This window comes from Pseudoxanthomonas composti, assembly GCF_004122095.1.
Classification (GTDB): domain Bacteria; phylum Pseudomonadota; class Gammaproteobacteria; order Xanthomonadales; family Xanthomonadaceae; genus Pseudoxanthomonas_A; species Pseudoxanthomonas_A composti.
In genome coordinates this window covers 304,032-321,289 of sequence record NZ_SAWZ01000001.1, presented here as the reverse complement: position 1 = coordinate 321,289, position 17,258 = coordinate 304,032, and the positions used below count along the sequence as shown (strand labels likewise).

The following is a 17,258-nucleotide window of genomic DNA, read 5'->3' as shown; positions in this document are numbered from 1 at the left end:
GCCGATGCGCCGTGGTCGTTTTTTTGTGGGATTGCTGCTGTGGGTCTTGACCGGGACAGGGTCGCTGGCGGCGCAGGAGGCGGGCCAAGCGGTGCCGGTGCCGTCTGAGGCGCCCATCACCGATCTGGAGGCGATGGTGGTCTCCGGCGTGCAGCCAGGGCCTGGCCTCTGGAAAGTCAGCCGCCAGGGCCACACGCTGTGGGTGCTGGGGACGGCTGCGCCGCTGCCCAAGCGCATGGAATGGCGTTCCAAGGAGGTGGAGGACACCATCGCCCAGTCCCAGGAGCTGCTGCTTGCGCCGACCATGACCGTCAGCACCGGCCGCGGCATGTTCCGCAGCCTGTTCCTGGTCCCCTCCTTGCTCAAGGCGCGCAAGAATCCCGATGGCAAGACCCTGCAGGACGTGGTGCCCCCCGACCAGTACGCGCGCTGGTCGGTGTTGAAGGCGCGCTACATCGGCCGCGACAAGGGCGTGGAATCCTGGCGCCCGGTGTTCGCCGCGGCCGAGCTCTACGAGGCGGCGATGAAGCGCTCGGCGCTGAGCATGGACAACGTGGTGCGCGAGGAAGTGATCAAGCAGGCCAAGCGCGCCGGCGTGCCGGTCACGGCCAGCGTGGTGACCTTCACGCTGGACGATCCCAAGGCCGCCATCAAGGAGTTCCAGCGCACCGGCCTGCAGGACACGGCGTGCTTCGCACGGACCCTGGACGTGATCGAAACCGATATCGAGGCTATGCGCGAGCGCGCCAATGCCTGGGCGGTGGGCGATATCCAGGCGCTGCGGCGCAATCCGCAGCGCGACCAGTACAGCGCCTGCATGGCCGCCGTCAGCGAGAGCGGCATCGCCCGCAAGTTCGGCGCCGACACCCTGCGCCAGCAATCGCTGGACCTGTGGCTCAGCAAGGCCGAAGCCGCGCTGCAGAAGAACACCACCAGCTTCGGCCTGCTGCCGCTGGGACTGCTGCTGGAGCCAGGCAACCTGATGGACCGGCTTAAGGCGAAGGGTTACACGGTCACCGCGCCCGAAGAGGGCTGAGGGCCGTCCCGCGCGCTGCGCCAGTCGACGTGACCGGCGCGGCGGGACTTTAGCCGGCCGCGGTCAGCGGCGTATTGAACTGCTTGAGCGTCGGCCAGCGCGCCAATACCGCCGCGCGGATGCCGTCGGCATCCAGCCCGGCCTCGGCCAGCAGCTGCTCACGGCTGGCGTGGTGCTGGAACAGGTCCGGCAGGCCCAGGTGCAGCACTGGCATCTCCACGCCTTCGGCGTGCAGCAGTTCGGCCACGCCCGAACCGGCGCCGCCTGCCACCACGTTGTCTTCCAGGGTGACAAAGCCCTCGTGGGTGTGCGCCAGCTCCAGCACCAGGGCGCGGTCCAGCGGCTTGACGAAGCGCATGTTGACCACGCTCAGGCCCAGTGCGCGGCCGACCTGTTCGGCCGCCGGCACGGTCGCGCCGAAGGCCAGCAGGGCCACACGCGAACCGCGCTGGCGCAGCTGCGCCTTGCCGATCGGCAGCGGCTCCAGCGACGGGTCGATCGCCACGCCGGTGCCGGTCCCGCGCGGGTAGCGCACGGCGGCCGGGCCCTTGTGCAGGAAGCCGGTGCTGAGCAGCTGTCGGCACTCGTTCTCGTCGGCCGGCGCCATCACTACCATGTTCGGCACGCAGCGCAGGAAGCTCAGGTCCAGATTGCCGGCATGGGTTGCACCGTCCGGGCCGACCACGCCGCCGCGATCCACCGCGAACAGCACGTCCAGGTCCTGGATCGCCACGTCGTGCACCAACTGGTCGTACCCGCGCTGCAGGAAGGTCGAGTAGATCGCCACGACCGGTTTGGCGCCCTCGCAGGCCATGCCCGCGGCCAGGGTGACAGCGTGCTGCTCGGCGATGGCCACGTCGAAATAGCGGTCCGGATACTCCTTGGAGAACCGCACCAGGCCCGAGCCTTCGCGCATGGCCGGGGTGATGCCCAGCAGCAGCGGGTCGGCCGCGGCCATGTCGCACAGCCAGTCGCTGAAGACATCGGTGTAGGTCGGCTTCTTCACCGCGCCGACCTTGGCGATCAGGCCCTTGGTCGGGTCGAACGGCCCGACGGCGTGGTAACCGATCTGATCGCCCTCGGCCAGCTCGTAGCCCTTGCCCTTGGTGGTGATCACATGCAGCAGCTGCGGCCCCTTCAGGCCCTTGAGGGTCTTCAGCGCGCCGACCAGCGCAGGCACGTCGTGGCCGTCGATCGGGCCGGTGTAGTGGAAGCCCATCTGCTCGAACAGCGTGGAGGGCACGAACATGCCCTTCCAATGCTCTTCCCAGCGACGCACGAACTGCGCCGGCGGCTTGCGCTTGTCGCCGAGCAGCTTCTTGCCGCCCTCGCGGATCGCATTGAGCGTGCGGCTGGAGCTCATCCGGCCCAGCAGCTTGGTCAGCGCGCCGACGTTCTCGGAGATCGACATCTGGTTGTCGTTGAGGATCACCAGCAGGTCCGGCTCGTCCTCCATGCCACCGGCGTGATTGAGCGCCTCGAAGGCCATGCCGGCGGTCATCGCGCCGTCGCCGATCACCGCCACCGTGCGGCGGTTGTTGCCGGCACGCGCATTGGCGATGGCCATGCCCAGCGCGGCGGAGATCGAGGTGGACGAATGGCCCACGCCGAAGGTGTCGTATTCGGATTCCTCGCGCTTGGGGAACGGCGCGACGCCATCGGCCTGCTTGACGGTGTGGATCTGGTCGCGGCGACCGGTGAGGATCTTGTGCGGGTAGGTCTGATGGCCCACGTCCCACACCAGGCGGTCGTCCGGCGTGTTGTAGAGGTAGTGCAGGGCCACGGTCAGTTCGATCACGCCCAGGCCAGCGGCGAAGTGCCCACCGCTCTTGCCCACCGACTCGATCAGGTAGGCGCGCAGCTCATCGGCCACGGCCGTCAGCTCGCTCTCCTCGAACGTGCGCAGGTCGGCCGGAAACTGGATGCGCGACAGGCGCGGATAGCGGGTGGGATCGATCATGTCTGCGGCTGAACCTGATAGCCAGTCATTGTCCTCCCCCCCGGAAGGAGGGGCAAGCAACGGGGTTTTGGCCCAGCGTAGGCCTGGGGCCGTGACGATCGTGAAAGCGCGGTGAGGCTCAGGCCGCGCGCGGCGAACGCTTGGGCAACTGGGCCTTCAGGAAGGCCATCTGATCGGCCAGAATGTGGCGGTTGGACAGGATCAGGTGCTCGATCCAGCTGGGCCGGTAGGGCACGGCCAACAAGGGCATGCCGGCCTGTTGCGGGGTGCGGTCGGCCTTGCGCGAGTTGCAGTGAAAGCACGCCGAGACGACATTTTCCCAGGTGTCGCGGCCACCCTTGGAGACGGGCATGACGTGATCGCGGGTCAGGTGCTGGCGGGTGAACTCGCGCCCGCAATACAGGCACAGGTGCGCATCGCGGGCGAACAGGGCGGTGTTGGTCAGGGCCGGCGTCGGCGAGAGACCGGCGGCGCGGGCATGGCCGCGCGAGGCCACGATCGGATGCAGCTCGATGATGCTCTGCGCGCCGGTGAGGCGATTGGTGCCGCCGTGGACGCGCAGACAGGGGTCGCCCAGCGTCCAGGCCACCGCGCCGCGCGCATACAGGCAGGTCGCTTCCTGCCAGTTGATCCAGTCCAGCACCCGGCCGTGGGCATCCAGCGACAACAGCCGCAGGCCGTTGTACTTGGAGCGGGGCGCAGGGGAGAGCAGGCTCGCCGGGAACGCTTGTTCCCTGGAACCGATGATCGAATGAAGCTGAGCAGGGTCTGCTTCCATCGGGGAAACAGGTTATACCCAAATCGTGACGGTTTGGATAGCGCTGCGGCCGGCCGAAACAGCGCAAGGGTGCCCACGCAGGCCCGCCGACGCGTGCGGCATCGGCGGGTGTGGTTTCAGGCCGGCTCAGGCGTCGCCAAAGCGCGCCTGGTCCATCGCCATCAGCGGCGCGGCGCCGGAGCGGATGGCCGCCGCATGCATGGCCGTGCGGGGCAGGATGCGGGCGAAGTAGAAGCGCGCGGTCTCCAGCTTGGCCTGCACGAACTCGGCGTCATGCTGGCTGGCATTGGCAGCGGCGACGCTGCGGGCCCACCAGTACGCCAGCACCACGTAGCCCGAGTAGAACAGGTAGTCGGTGCTGGCCGCGCCGATTTCTTCGGGGTCCTGCTTGGCGCGCTCCAGGATCTCGGTGGTCAGCTGGGCCCATTCGCGCGCCTTCAGCTGCAGGGCGTCGGTGAAGGGGCTCAGGACGGCATCGCCCTGATGCTCGCGCACGAAGCCCTCCACCATCTCCAGGAACAGCTTCAGCCCGGCCGCACCGGTGGCGGCGGTCTTGCGGCCCATCAGGTCCAGCGACTGGATGCCGGTGGTGCCCTCGTACAGGGTGGTGATGCGGGCGTCCCGGGCCAGCTGCTCCATGCCGTGCTCGTGGATGTAGCCGTGGCCGCCGAAGCATTGCAGGGCGTGGTAGGTGTTCTCGATGCCCCATTCGGTCTGGCAGGCCTTGGAGATCGGGGTAAGGAAGCTCACCAGCACGTCGGCGTTCTGGCGCTCGACCGGGTCGGCGGCATGCTGGGCCAAGTCGATCAGGGTGCCCGCGTGCAGGGCCAGCAGGCGGCTGCCCTCCACCAGCGATTTGACCGTCAGCAGCATGCGGCGCACGTCCGGGTGGACGATGATCGGGTCGGCCGGCTTGTCCGGCGCCTTCGGGCCGGACAGCGAGCGCGTCTGCAGGCGCTCGCGCGCATAGCGCAGTGCGTTCTGGTAAGCGCGATCGGACAGGCCGATCCCCTGCAAGCCCACGCCCAGGCGCGCGGTGTTCATCATGGTGAACATCGCCTGCAGGCCCTTGTGCGGCTGGCCGACCAGATAGCCCTCGGCGCCGTCGAAATTCAGCACGCAGGTCACCGAGCCCTTGATGCCCATCTTGTGTTCGATCGAGCCGCAGCGCACCGCGTTGCGTGCGCCCACGCTGCCATCGCGGGCGACCTTGAACTTGGGCACCACGAACAGCGAAATGCCCTTGGGACCGGCCGGCGCATCCGGCAACTTGGCCAGCACCAGGTGCACGATGTTCTCGGTCAGGTCGTGCTCGCCGGCGGTGATGAAGATCTTGGTGCCGGTGACGGCGTAGGTGTCCTGGCCGAGCGGTTCGGCGCGCGTGCGCAGCAGGCCCAGGTCGGTGCCGCAGTGCGGCTCGGTCAGGCACATGGTGCCGGTCCAGCGACCTTCCACCAGCGGCTTGAGGAAGACCTCCTGCTGCCAGGGCTGCCCGTGGTCCTTGAGCGCCTCGATCGCGCCGTGCGAGAGCAGCGGGAAGTTGCCCCAGGCCAGGTTGGCGGCGTTGATCATCTCGCTCAGCGGCACGCCCACGGTGTGCGGCAGGCCCTGGCCGCCCAGCTCGGTGGCCGCGGTCAGGCCGGTCCAGCCGCCTTCGGCGAACTGCGCGTAGGCCGCCTTGAAGCCGGCAGGCGTGGTGACCTCCCCGGTGGCCGCATCCAGGGTGCAGCCTTGCTCGTCGCCGACGCGGTTGAGCGGGGCCAGCACCTGGGTGGTGAAGCGGCCGGCTTCCTCCAGCACGGCATCGACCAGCTCGGCGTTGGCGTCGGCAAAACCCAGCCGGGCGAACAGCGGCTCGACATCCAGCACGTCGTACAGGGCGAAACGAAGGTCTTTCAGGGGCGCGCGGTAGCTGCTCATGCGGGTGCTCTTGGTGGCGGCGCAGGCCGCCTCCCGGCCCGCTTCTGGCGCCAAGCATACTACTGCGTATGGAGATGGTGCTGTCCCCCGGGTCAACGGACGCCCGGTCGTCCTCCCTGGCGCGTGTCAGTCCAGCAGGCCGTGGCGCACCGCGTAGCGCACCAGCTCGGCGGTGTTGCGCACCGCCAGTTTGTTCAGCACGCGGAAGCGGTGGTTCTCGGCGGTCTTGGTGCTGATGTCCAGGCGCCGGGCGATTTCCTTGGTGGTCTGGCCTTCGACGATCAGGTGGAAGACCTCGCGTTCCCGGGCGGTCAGGCCCTGGTAGGGGTCGTCCAGCTCGCGCTCGGGGTGCTGGATCTGCGCGGCCAGCGCCACCGCCGCCTGCGGGCTGAAATGCCCGCGGCCGGCGTGCAGGTTGCGCACCGCGGCGATCAGCTCGGCGGTGGCCGCCTCCTTGAGCAGGTAGCCCGAGGCACCGGCGCGCACTGCGTGCAGGACGTACTCGTTCTCCTCGTGCATGGTCAGCACCAGCACCCGTGCCTGCGGCACATCGCTGCGCAGCCGGCGGATGACGTCGATACCGTTCAGGCGCGGCATCGAGATGTCCACCACCACCACGTCCGGCTCGCATTCCTGTGCGGCGGCCACCGCCGAGACGCCGTCGGCAGCCTGGGCGACCACCTGGATGCCGCCGGCACCCTGCAGGATGCTGGCCAGGCTTTCGCGCACCAGGGTGTGGTCATCGGCCAACAGGACGCGGATCGGGGCAGGCGGCATGCGTGGCTATGGGCGAAGGGAGTGGGTGCCGGCTTCCTTGTCGCGCCAGGACATCCGATGTCCTGTGTTTGTCGGGCGTGCGCGGGGTTTTGTCAATGCGGCGGCGTGCTCAGTCGCCGGAGAGCGGCACCCGCACCTGCACGCAGGTGCCGGCGCCGGGCGAGGACACCAGCCGGAAACTGCCGCCGCCCAGGCGCAGGCGCTCACGCAGGCCGCCCAGTCCGCTGCCGCCGCTGGTCAGCGCCAGGGCCGGATCGCAGCCAATGCCATCGTCCAGGATCTGCATGTGCGCCCACTCGTCATGCGCGACCAGGCGCAGCAGGATCGACTGCGCGCGCGCATGCTTGAGCGCGTTGTTGAGCGATTCCTGCGCCGCGCGGAACAGCAGGGTCTGGCGCGCATCGTCCATGCTGGGCAGCGGCCCGATCTCCAGAGCCACCTGCGGCCCGCCGGCCTCGGACTGGCTGCGCGCCAGCCAGCGCAGCGCCGCCTCCAGGCCCAGGTCGTCCAGGATCGGCGGGCGCAGCAGCCGGGAGAGGTGGCGGGTGTCCTCCAGGGTCTGGGTGCAGAGCGCGATCGCGCTTTCCACTTGCGCGCGCAGCGGCGCCTGCGTGGATCCCAGGGCGGTGCCGAGCAGGGCCAGGCGATGCTTGAGCACGGTCAGGTTCTGGCCCACGCCGTCGTGCAGCTCGCGCGCAAGACGTCGGCGCTCGTCCTCCTGCACCTTGACCACCGCGCGGCCCAGCCTGCGGAACTCGCGCTCGTTGGCCTCCAGCCGGTCGAGCAGGGCCTGGTAGCGGGCAGGGTCGCTGGGCTCGCTCATGGCGCGGCCGCCTGGGTGGGCAGGTCTGCGCGCAGCGCCTGCCGCGACGCCTCGGCGGCGGCCTCGGCGCGGGCCGCCGCGTCGGTCTGGCCCAGCCGCGCCAGGCGCTGGGCAGCCTGCGCATGCACGTCGGCGGCCAACAGCATCGGGCCGCGCCGTAACAGCTGCTGGGCCTCGCGGTAGCGAGATTCGACCTGGGCATCGGCGCCGTCCTTCAGCGCGGCCAACAGGAACTGTAGGCGCAGGCCGGCATGGCCAAGGCGGGCGATATCGCCGTCGAGTGCCGCCAGGGACGCTTCGTCGTGCGCCGCCTGCAGCCGCACCTGCAGCTGCAGCAGGCGCACTCCCGCGGCCGCGGCCAGGCCGGTGGCCTCAGCCAATGCCCGCTGCGCGCCCGCGGCGTCGCCGCGCTGGTGCGCCAGTTGCGCGCGCAGCAGGGCGCGGGCGGCCTGCTGTTCTTCGGAGACCTGCTCGAATAGCTTGGCATCGCGCTCCAGCTCGGCCTCGGCGCGCGCGGGCTGGCCGGCCCCCAGCCACATTTGTGCACGCAGCAGCGCCACATCCACGCGCCCGCGCTGGTCATCGCGCTGCTGGAACAGCGTTGCCGCCTGCTCGGCCTGGGCCAGGCCCTGGGCAAGGCGCCCCTGCCAGTACGCCAGCTCGGCCAGGTTGCGGCGGCTGACGGCGACTTCCTCGAACATCTGCCGCGTCTCGGCCGTGCGCAGGGCCGACGCCAGGCGCTTGGCCGCGTCCTGCCACTGGCCGCGCGCGGTGGCCAGCAGGCCCAGGTTCTGTTCGATGCGGACCTGGCCGGTGACATCGTCCAGTGCGCCATAGGCGCTGGCCGCCTGCTGCCAGAACGCCGCGGCGCTGTCGTAGTCGCCGAGTTGGAAGTTGGCGAAGCCGATGTTGTTGTAGGTCTGCGCGGTGCCGCGGGCGTTGCCGACCTGCTGCCAGGCCTGCAGGGCGTCGCGGAAGGCCTGCAACGCGCGCGGATAGTCGCCGCGTTCCTCGGCCAGCAGGCCGGCCTCGTTGTAGGTGGCAGCCAGTCCGCCGCGGTCTCCCAACGCCTGGTAGAGCGCGCGGGCCTGGTCCAGGTGGGCGCTGGCTGCCTCGAAGTCGCCGCGCAGGCTGACGATGCCGGCCAGGTTGCGCAGGCTGGTGGCCACGCCGCGGCGATTGCCGACCTGGGTGCGCAGCTGTACGGCGCGGGTGTACTGCTCTTCGGCGGCCTTGCTCTGGCCCAGCCGCCCGTAGCCGACGCCGAGCGCGTTGACCGTCTCGGCCTCGCCGGCCAGGTCGCGGCCGCGCCGGAACAACAGTTGCGCCCGCAGCAGGTAGTCGTCCACAGCCTTGGCCGCATCGCCGGCCAGGATGGATTGCTTGCCCAGCTCGAACCACACGCGCGGGTCGTCGGGGTCGCGTCTGGCCAGGGCCTGCAGCCGCGTCCGCGCCGCCTCGCCCTGGCCAGCTGCCGCCTGCGCGCGCGCCAGTTCCAGCTGCGCCTGGGCGTCGTCCGGCCTGGCGTCGGCGATGGCCTGCCAGCCCTCCAGCGCGGCTTGCGCATCGCCGTCGGCGGCCGCGCGCATGGCCGAGAGCATCTGTGCGCTGCGCGGCCAGGCGCTGGTGTCGACCGGGCTGGCGAGCAGGGCGTCGGCCTGCTGCTCCTCGCCGATCGCCTCGGCGGCGCGAACCTGCGCCAGGCGGATCGGAAGCGTGTCCGGGGCCGCCTCGGCGGCTTTGCTGAGGGCGGCCAGGCGCGCGGCGCCCTGGCCTTGCGCGGCCGCCGCGCTGGCCCGACCCAAGGCCTGCAGCGCGAGGTCCGGCGGCGCGGTGGGCCAGGGTGCTGGCTGCACCCCAAGCGCGACTGCCGCCGTGTCGAGCCAGCCGGTCGCCGCGGCAGCGACGGTGGCCGCCGCCGGGCCTTCCAGCGCGTGCTCACCGCCCTGGGCATCGCGCAAGGTGGCGCTGAACCGCCAGCCCTGCCCGTCGTGTCGCACCCGCGGCATCAGCACCTGGCGTGCGGCCGCCGCGCGCCCCAGTGCGGGCAGGTCCGGCTTGGCCTGGCCGGTGGGGTCGACCGAACGCAGCGCCTGCAGGGTGCGGCCTGCCTCGACCACGGCGGTGCGCTCGGCCAGCGCATCGCGCAGCCAGACGCCCAGGCCCTGGCGCAGGACCGGGTCGAGCTCGCCCGCAAGCGGCAGCACCAGGGTCCGCGCCAGCGGCGCGACCACCGGCGCCTCGGCCGTGGCCGGCGCACGCGCGCGCTGCCAGGACCAGCCGGCCCAGCCGACCAGGCCTGCAGCCAGCACTGCGACAGTCACCAGCGCGATGCGCCGCCAGGGTGGCGCATCGCGTTCGACGTGGCGCCGATCGATGGCGCTGACCACCTGCGCCGCGTCCTGCAGGCGCGCGCGTGGCTGCGGCCGCAGCAGTCGGTCCACCAGTCGCACGACCCACGGCGGTGTGCCCGGACGCGCGCGATTGACCGGCTCGGGCGTGCGCAGCATGCGCTGGGCCAGGACCTCGGCCAGGGTGCCGTTGGCGAAGGGCAGCTGCCCGGTCAGCATTTCGTGCAGGATCAGCCCCAGCGCGTACAGGTCGCTGCGCGGGTCCACCGGCTCGCCGCGCGCCTGTTCCGGAGAGAGATAGTCGGGTGTGCCCACGATCGCCCCGGTGTGCCGGGTCAGGCCGCTGCTGGCCATCGAGCGGGCAACGCCGAAATCGTTGATCCACGCGTTGTCGTCCGCATCCAGCAGCACATTGGCCGGCTTGAGATCGCGATGGACCACGCCGCGCGCATGCGCCGCCTGCAGGCCCAGCGCGATCTGCCGGGCAATGGACACGGCGCGCTCCACCTCCAGCGGCCCTTCGCGCGCCAGCAGCGCTTCGAGCGACTGGCCCGGCACGTAGTCCATGCTGATCAGCCAGCGGCCCTGGTGCTCGGCCAGGTCGTGGATGCGCACCACGTGCGGGCTGGAGACCTGGCGCGCCAGCAGCAGCTCCTGGCGGAAGCGCTCGAACACCTGCGGACGCTCGGCCAGCTCCGGCCGCAGCACCTTGATGGCGACCGGCACCTCCAGGGTCAGGTCGGTGGCCAGGTAGACCATGCCCATGCCGCCCATGCCGAGCAGGCGCTCGACGCGGAAACGGCCCGCCAGCACCTGCCCGCTGCTCAGCGTCTGATGCAGGTACAGGCCGGTGGCGGTGGGGGCGTCGGACATCAGGTCGCGGCGTGGTCGAGGCGGTCGCGCGCGCCACGGGCCACCAGCCACAGCGCGCAGCGCTCGCAGAAGGCCTGCAGCAGCTCCATGTCCAGCGCGGTGATGGCCGCACCCGGTCGCATGCTGTCCGCATACAGCGCGCCGATCACCCGATCGCCATCGCGCAGCGGCAGGCACGCCAGGGCGCTGATCCCGGACGCCAGCACCGACTCGCGCGTGGACAGCCAGGGCAGGTGGCCGATGTCGTGGGCCACGGTGCTAAGTCCCCGCGCCAGCGCGTGCTGCAGGGCGCCGGTGCTGCCGGCGAAGTCGCGCGTGGCACGGGGTCCGCAGGCGGCGGCCACGCGTGGCTGGTCCGCGCCTGCCAGGATCAGATAGCCGCGGTCGCACTGGGCCAGCTCGGCCACCGCATGGACGCTGGCGGTGAGCATGTCGTCCAGATCGAGCGCCTGGCCCACGCCGCGGGTGAGCGCGGTGGCGCGGGTGCGGCGGGCGTGGGCCTGGCCCGCCTCGCGAGCGGCGTCTTCCTCACCCATCGGGGTGAATTCCACATAGATGTCGCCGAAACGCAGCCACGCCGCGCCGTCCAGCCGGGCGGGCGCCTCCACCCGTTGGCTGTCGCGGAAGCTGCCGTTCTTGCTGCCCAGATCGTCCAGCGCCCAGCCGCGTGCGTTGCTGGAGAGCCGGGCATGGTGGCGCGAGACCGAAGGATGGGACAGGCGCAGGGCGTTGCCTTCGGCACGGCCAATGGTCACCGCATCGCCTTCGCGCAGCAGCAACGAGGGCGCGGGCGCGTCGGGCAGGTAGGCGATCAGGCGTGCGGGCATTGCGGAAGCCTAAAGCAATGCAGCGCGGCGCAAGCGTCCATGGCGGGTAGGGGTTGGATGCGCCTGCAAGGCCCACCAAGCCGCCCGCGGCGGCTTGGTCCTGGATAACCGTCGGCCCGTGCCGGTGCAACACGAGCGAAGGCGCAGGCCTGTGTGCTCAAGTCCCGCGCGCTAGGGGTCGTAGAGGCGCTGGTAGTCGATGGAGAACCGCAGTGTCGCCGCACCTGCCAGGAGTGCGCCAGCGGGGTTGCCGGCATGGTCGCCGGCGCTCCAGACCTGGGGGATCCCGGTGCCGGCCTGGGACGAGACGCGCTCGCGGAAGCCGTCCACGGCCACGGTCGCGGCGGTGAAATCATCGGCCGCCAACGCTGCGTCCACCGTATCCAGATACGCGTCCAGCGGGCCGGCCTGGGGCGGTGGCAGCGCGTCGACCTGCGTGCGCAGCAGCGCCAGCTTGCCGGCCACGACCGTCTGGGAGGGCCGCAGATCGCTGACCAGCAGGAACTGCGAGAAGCCGTCGGTGGTGCCACGCGCACGCACGCTGCCCGGGGACAACTCATCGGTGATGTCGCGGAACGCGCCGCCTAGTGGCGCCTTGAACACCCGCAGCGTGGAGCCGGCGGTGTAGGGCAGCACATGCGTATGCAGTTCCACGCGCACCAGCTTCTTGAAGCTCAGGCCGCCGGCCACCGGTGGCTCGATGGTGATCATCAGCGGCAGCGGCTGGGTCAGGTGCACCGCCGGGCCGGGCAGGCGCGTGGCCAGAGCCCCGAGCTCGGAACCGGTCAGCAGCTTGGCGCTGATGCCCAGGTTGGCGGCGCTGAGATTGCTGGCCTGGTCGAAGTTGAGCGTGAGGTCCACCAGCGGCGCGTCGGGAGCACCGATGGCGACAGTGGCGGTATCGCCGGCGATGGCCACGTTGACCGGCAGCGTCTGCGCGGTGGTGGCGCCTGCGGGCAGCAGCCCGGCGATCAGCAGCAGGCCAGATGCGAACAGCGGGAGTCGAGTCATGGCGCGAACCCTTGTGGATGGCGTGCAGCCGGTCCTGCACCGGCTGCGGGCGGGAGACCCTGTGCGGGCCACGGTCCGGATCATACCCAGCCGGGAACCGGGATGCGCATCACTGAGGGTTTTTACCCAGGGCCTGTGGGGGCAATACCGGATTGGCCGGCCCGACCGCCGCGGGCAACTTGGGACCACCCCGTTACGGGTCCACTTTCCGGAGCCACGCACATGTCCCAGTTCCGTCCCGTTCTTGCCCTGAGTGTCTGCGCCGTCCTTGGCGCCATGGGCGCCTTCTCCTCCGCCCACGCCGCCGCCCGTCTGGACGAGCAGCTGCAGTCCAAGATGGCCAAGGCCGCGGCCGATGCACCGCTGGAGGTGGTCATCACCTACAAGCAGAGCGGCGCGCCCAGCGCGGCGCAGCTGTCGGTCCTGAAGTCCCTGGGCATCACCCAGGGCGTGGCGATGCGCAAGCTGCCCATCGCCGGCGCCCTGGCCACCCCGTCCGAGATCAAGGCGCTGGCCGCGCGCGATGACGTGGCCTCGATCTACTACAACGCTCCGGTGAAGTTTTACGACGCCGAGGCCCGGGAGATCAGTGGCGTCGAGCGCGCCTACGACAACCCGGGCGACTTCAATCGCGCGGTGCCCTACAGCGGCCGTGGCGTGGGCGTGCTGATCAACGACTCGGGCATCGATGGCACCAACAAAGACGTCGCCTACGGCAGCCGCGTGGTGCAGAACGTGCTGGCCAATACCAACCTGGCCTCATTCGACTCCATGCTGCCGATCACCTATGTCGAGAACGTGCCCAACACTGACCTGGGTTCCGGCCACGGCACCCACTGCGCCGGCATCGTGGGCGGCACCGGTGCCCAATCCAATGGCACGTACCGGGGCGTGGCGCCCGGCGCCAGCCTGGTCGGCTACGGCTCGGGCGGGGTGGTGCTGATCCTGGACGCGGTCGGCGGCCTGGACTATGCGCTGGTGCACCAGTTCAGCTTCAAGGACCCGATCCGCGTGGTCAACAACTCCTGGGGCAGCTCGGGCAAGTTCGATCCCACCAATCCGGTGTCGGTCTCCACCTACGAGATGTACAAGCACGGCATCGTCAACGTCTTCGCCGCCGGTAACGACGGCCCCAGCGAGGACACGCACAACCCGTATGCGCAGGCACCCTGGGTGATCTCGGTGGCCGCCGGCGAAAAGGACGGCGTGCTGACCGGCTTCTCCTCGCGCGGCAAGCAGGGTGAGAGCGGCACCTTCACCATGCCCGACGGCAAGCAGTGGACCTACTTCAATGAGCCGACCGTCACCGCGCCGGGCGTGGACATCATCGCCGCCCGCGCCTCCACCGGCGCGCTGCCGCCGCTGGCGGCGCAGGACGATGTGGCCAACCTGTCGCCGGCGCAGCTGCCGTACTACACGACGATGAGCGGCACCTCGATGGCCGCCCCGCACGTGGCCGGCATCGTCGCCCTGATGCTGGAGGCCAACCCGGATCTGAACCCGGCCCAGGTCAAGGACATCCTGGAGCGCACCGCGACCAACATCCCCGGCCGCGCTTACTGGGAAGCCGGCGCCGGCTACGTCAACGCCTACGCCGCCCTGCAGGAAGCTGCCAAGTTGCGCACTGGCTACGGCAGCACGGTCAACTCCTACAAGGAGTTCAACAGCAACGCGCTGCTGTCCAAGGGGAGCTCGCAGCCATTCGAAGTGTTGTTCACCCCGGTGGGCGAACCGCAGTACCAAACCTTCGAAGTCGGTGACAACGTGGCCTGGGTCAAGGCCACCGCGACCATGACCGGTCCGACTGGCGCAGTGGTGCTGACCGATCCGGACGGCGAGCGCTACGGCTCCTCCATCGCCCTGCCGCTGCTGGGCAGCACGGTCAGCGCCAGCGCGCCGGGCAAGAAGGGCACCTGGAAGGTCAGCATCAGCGGTATCGGTTCGATCGGCGGCGTGGCGGTCGACCCGCTGCGCCTGACCAATGGCGTGTCGGCGCCGGGCCTGGTCTCGGGCACCATCGAGTTCACCAACAGCGCCGGCTTCAGCGGCCTGAAGGACGTGCCGGCTGCCAGCGCCTACCGTGGCGCGGTGGAGTACGCGGTCACCAACCGCTTGATGGATGGTTCCTCCAACGGCAACTTCCGCCCCAACGACGCGCTGACCCGCGCCGAGCTGGCCCAGTACCTGGTCATGGGTGCCGGCGTGCGCCAGTGGCTGCCGGCTTCGGGCAAGGCCAGCTTCAGCGGCCTGTCGACCAAGGACCCTAGCTACGCGGCGGCCGAGGCGGTGGTGGCCAAGGGCGCGGTGCTGCGTGACCTGTCGCAGACCCAGGCTGGGGTGATGGGCCTGGTCAACGGCAACTTCAAGCCGGCCGACAAGGTCACCAAGCTGCAGCTGGCCTATTCGCTGGTGCAGTCGCTGGGCCTGCAGGACACCGCGCTGGGCTTCAACGGCACGCTGTCGGTGAGCTACAACGGCAAGCAGCTGCCGATCGAGGACGTGGCTTCCATCCCGGTCAGCCTGCGCGGATACGTGCAGTCGGCCCTGGACAACGGCATCCTCAACGCCCGCTACACCGTCACCCAGGGGCCGACGGACCTGCAGCCCACGCTGCACGCGTACTTCGACCCGTCCTCCATCGTGACCCGCGGCGCCTATGCGGTGACCGCCGGACGCTTCCTGGACACCAACCGACTGGCCGAGGATTGATCGGGCCGGGGGCCCGAGCACCCGCGCCATGGAGGGCGCAACACTCACCCCCGCCTGGTGCGGGGGTGCTTTTTTGTGCTCGTCTCGGGTCACGGGAGAGAAACGCACGGCCGACCCGTAGGGTGGATGACGCTCTTCCATCCACCGCAGCGAAGTGGAGAACGCGGGTCCATCGGGGTCTTGGTCTCAGTCGTCGCGGCCCCCTTGCTGGGTGGCATCGCGTTCGAGTGAACAGCAATCGGCCTGTGTAGCCGGCGATTGATGTTTGTGCGCGGTCCCGGCCAGCGCGACCTGCACGACCCCTTACCTGAGCGCGCCGTCCAGCCCCGGCACCGGATTGAGCGTGTTGCGCACGTCCAGATCGAAACTACGCGCCTTGGCCTCTTCCGGCGTGGCCATCACCGTGCCCTTGAGCGTGTAGGGCAGCGCGTGGCGGCCGGACAACGCGTCGGCCACGGCGATCTTGGCGATGCCCGCCGGCATGAACGCCAGCGACACCACGTCCGCCGACTCCGGGCCGATGGAAATGGCAGGACTGCCGGTCAGCGTGCCGGCGTCCTGGGTGTTCACGGTGATGGCCAGCTTCACGCTGTCAAAGCGCATCGGGATGCTGCTGTAGTTCTGCAGGCGCAGCTCCACCTTCCAGCTGCCATCGGCATTGACGGTGAGCTGCTGGATGCTGGCCGCCGGCTCGGAGACGCGCCGCACCGGTCCGCCGCAGGCCGCCAGCAGGGCGACGGTGGCGGCCATCAGGATCAGCGAGCGGCGGTGGATCATCGGAAGGCTCCGGAAGCGGTGCATGGGATGTTTCGAAGCATAGCCGCCGGCCGTGACCTGCGGCCATCGGTGCCTGGCTGGCTATGATCGGCCCATGTCCGCTCTGGAGAGCTTCCATGCGCCGGGTCTCGATCTGCCTTGCCGCACTGCTGTCGTTCGTCCACGCGGTGCAGGCCGCCGAGCCCATCGCCAGCGCGCGCGTGGTGTTCGACCGCAACGGTGTCACCGACACGCAGGTCCATGGCCTGGCCGATGTCGGCGCGGGGCGAAAGCTCACCGCCGACGACCCAGTGCGCGTGGCCTCCATCTCCAAGCTGGTCGTCGCCATCGGCGTAATGCGGCTGGTGGAGCAGGGCCAGCTGGATCTGGATGCCGATGTTTCGCAGCGCCTTGGCTGGACGCTGCGCAATCCGGGTTTTCCGGATGTGCCCATCACGCTGAGGCTGTTGCTCTCCCATCGCTCCAGCCTCACCGATGCGGCCGGGTATTACGCGACCCCGCTGGATGGCCAGCTCAAGGATGTTTTCGACGATCCGCGCGCCTGGGACGGTGCGCATGCGCCAGGGCGCTACTTCCGCTTTACCAACCTCAATTTCCCGGTGGTGGCCGCGGTCATGGAGCGTGCCACCGGCGAGCGCTTCGACCGGCTGATGCGCAGGCTGGTGCTGGAGCCGCTGGGCCTGCAGGCCTGCTTCAACTGGGACAGCTGCGACGCCGCCACCGCCGCGCGCGCGGTAGTGCTGTATGGCGCCGACGGCAAGCCGGTCCGCGACGACCACCATGGCGCCAAGCCGGCCTGCTCGGTCGTGCCTGCCTCCGATGGCCGGTGCGACCTGTCGGTGTGGAAGCCCGGCGCCAATGGCGCCACCTTCGCACCGCAAGGCGGCCTGCGGATCTCGGCCAATGGCTTGGCGCGGATCGGTCGCATGCTGCTGGGCGAAGGCCAGGTGGACGGCGTGCGCTTACTCAGCGCCGCCTCGGTGCGCGAGATGGAAAAACCGGTCTGGACCTATCGTCCTGGCAATGGCCTGACCTGGGAGGAAGACATTGCCGACGCGGCGGCCAAGCCCGGTGCATCCATTTGCCGCTACGGCCTGGCGGTGCAGACGCTGGCGACGAAGCAGGACGGCTGCGCGGACGATCCCTTCGGCGACGGCCGTCCGCGCGTGGGGCATCAGGGCGAAGCCTATGGCCTGCTGTCGGGCCTGTGGATCGATCGCGACGCCGGCACCGGTGTGGCGTATTTCGCCACCGGTGTGGAACAGACACCGCCGGGCAAGCGCTCAGCGTTCGCGGAGATCGAAGAGCGGCTTGCGGCGGGGGAGGAGCCTTGAGCGGACAGAAGCGGCTAAGGACTTCCTTGAATATTTCCGCCGTGGACTGAGCGTCCGGCCGATCCTGCAGTCATCGGTTCGA

General features: G+C 70.1%; 12 protein-coding genes. 3 read left to right on the top strand and 9 right to left on the bottom strand.

Translation table 11 applies throughout. The features are described from left to right. The first annotated feature begins 4 nt into the window (after positions 1-4). The gene (locus EPA99_RS01275) at positions 5-1,036 is read left to right on the top strand and encodes a TraB/GumN family protein (protein WP_129469378.1); all 1,032 of its coding nucleotides are present in this window, start codon (positions 5-7) and stop codon (positions 1,034-1,036) included. 49 nt (positions 1,037-1,085) lie between these two features. On the opposite strand, the gene dxs is transcribed toward EPA99_RS01275, so the two are convergent. The 8 genes from dxs to EPA99_RS01235 all read right to left on the bottom strand — a co-directional run bounded on the left by dxs (position 1,086) and on the right by EPA99_RS01235 (position 12,356). After that, positions 1,086-2,996: a 1-deoxy-D-xylulose-5-phosphate synthase gene (dxs, locus tag EPA99_RS01270; protein ID WP_129469377.1), complete on the bottom strand. Its 1,911-nt coding sequence runs from the start codon at positions 2,994-2,996 to the stop codon at positions 1,086-1,088. Positions 2,997-3,114: 118 nt separating this feature from the next. Then, on the bottom strand, positions 3,115-3,774 hold the full coding sequence (locus EPA99_RS01265) for an HNH endonuclease (protein ID WP_129469376.1): 660 nt from the start codon (positions 3,772-3,774) through the stop codon (positions 3,115-3,117). 126 nt (positions 3,775-3,900) lie between these two features. Further along, entirely contained in the window at positions 3,901-5,694 is a 1,794-nt protein-coding gene (locus EPA99_RS01260) for an acyl-CoA dehydrogenase C-terminal domain-containing protein (RefSeq protein ID WP_129469375.1), read from the bottom strand. 126 nt (positions 5,695-5,820) lie between these two features. Further along, entirely contained in the window at positions 5,821-6,471 is a 651-nt protein-coding gene (locus tag EPA99_RS01255; RefSeq protein WP_129469374.1) for a response regulator, read from the bottom strand. 109 nt (positions 6,472-6,580) lie between these two features. Further along, positions 6,581-7,294, bottom strand: coding sequence for a sensor histidine kinase (locus tag EPA99_RS01250; RefSeq protein ID WP_129469373.1), 714 nt, complete (start codon positions 7,292-7,294; stop codon positions 6,581-6,583). Then, positions 7,291-10,518 carry a serine/threonine-protein kinase gene (locus tag EPA99_RS01245; RefSeq protein ID WP_129469372.1) on the bottom strand — a complete coding sequence of 1,076 codons (3,228 nt, stop codon included), beginning with the start codon at positions 10,516-10,518 and terminating at the stop codon, positions 7,291-7,293. The genes EPA99_RS01250 and EPA99_RS01245 overlap by 4 nt, the downstream gene beginning before the upstream one ends. Next, positions 10,518-11,345: an FHA domain-containing protein gene (locus tag EPA99_RS01240; protein ID WP_129469371.1), complete on the bottom strand. Its 828-nt coding sequence runs from the start codon at positions 11,343-11,345 to the stop codon at positions 10,518-10,520. The genes EPA99_RS01245 and EPA99_RS01240 overlap by 1 nt, the downstream gene beginning before the upstream one ends. A 171-nt stretch (positions 11,346-11,516) precedes the next feature. Further along, positions 11,517-12,356, bottom strand: a complete 840-nt coding sequence (locus tag EPA99_RS01235) for a DUF6689 family protein (protein WP_129469370.1) — start codon at positions 12,354-12,356, stop codon at positions 11,517-11,519. 222 nt (positions 12,357-12,578) lie between these two features. On the opposite strand from EPA99_RS01235, the gene EPA99_RS01230 reads away from it, so the two are divergent. Continuing rightward, positions 12,579-15,065, top strand: coding sequence for a S8 family serine peptidase (locus EPA99_RS01230; RefSeq protein ID WP_129469369.1), 2,487 nt, complete (start codon positions 12,579-12,581; stop codon positions 15,063-15,065). A gap of 303 nt (positions 15,066-15,368) precedes the next feature. On the opposite strand, the gene EPA99_RS01225 is transcribed toward EPA99_RS01230, so the two are convergent. Next, the gene (locus EPA99_RS01225) at positions 15,369-15,842 is read right to left on the bottom strand and encodes an LEA/WHy family protein (RefSeq protein ID WP_129469368.1); all 474 of its coding nucleotides are present in this window, start codon (positions 15,840-15,842) and stop codon (positions 15,369-15,371) included. Positions 15,843-15,958: 116 nt separating this feature from the next. On the opposite strand from EPA99_RS01225, the gene EPA99_RS01220 reads away from it, so the two are divergent. Continuing rightward, complete coding sequence (locus EPA99_RS01220) at positions 15,959-17,176, top strand: serine hydrolase domain-containing protein (protein WP_129469367.1); 1,218 nt, start codon at positions 15,959-15,961, stop codon at positions 17,174-17,176. The last annotated feature ends 82 nt before the right edge of the window (positions 17,177-17,258 follow it).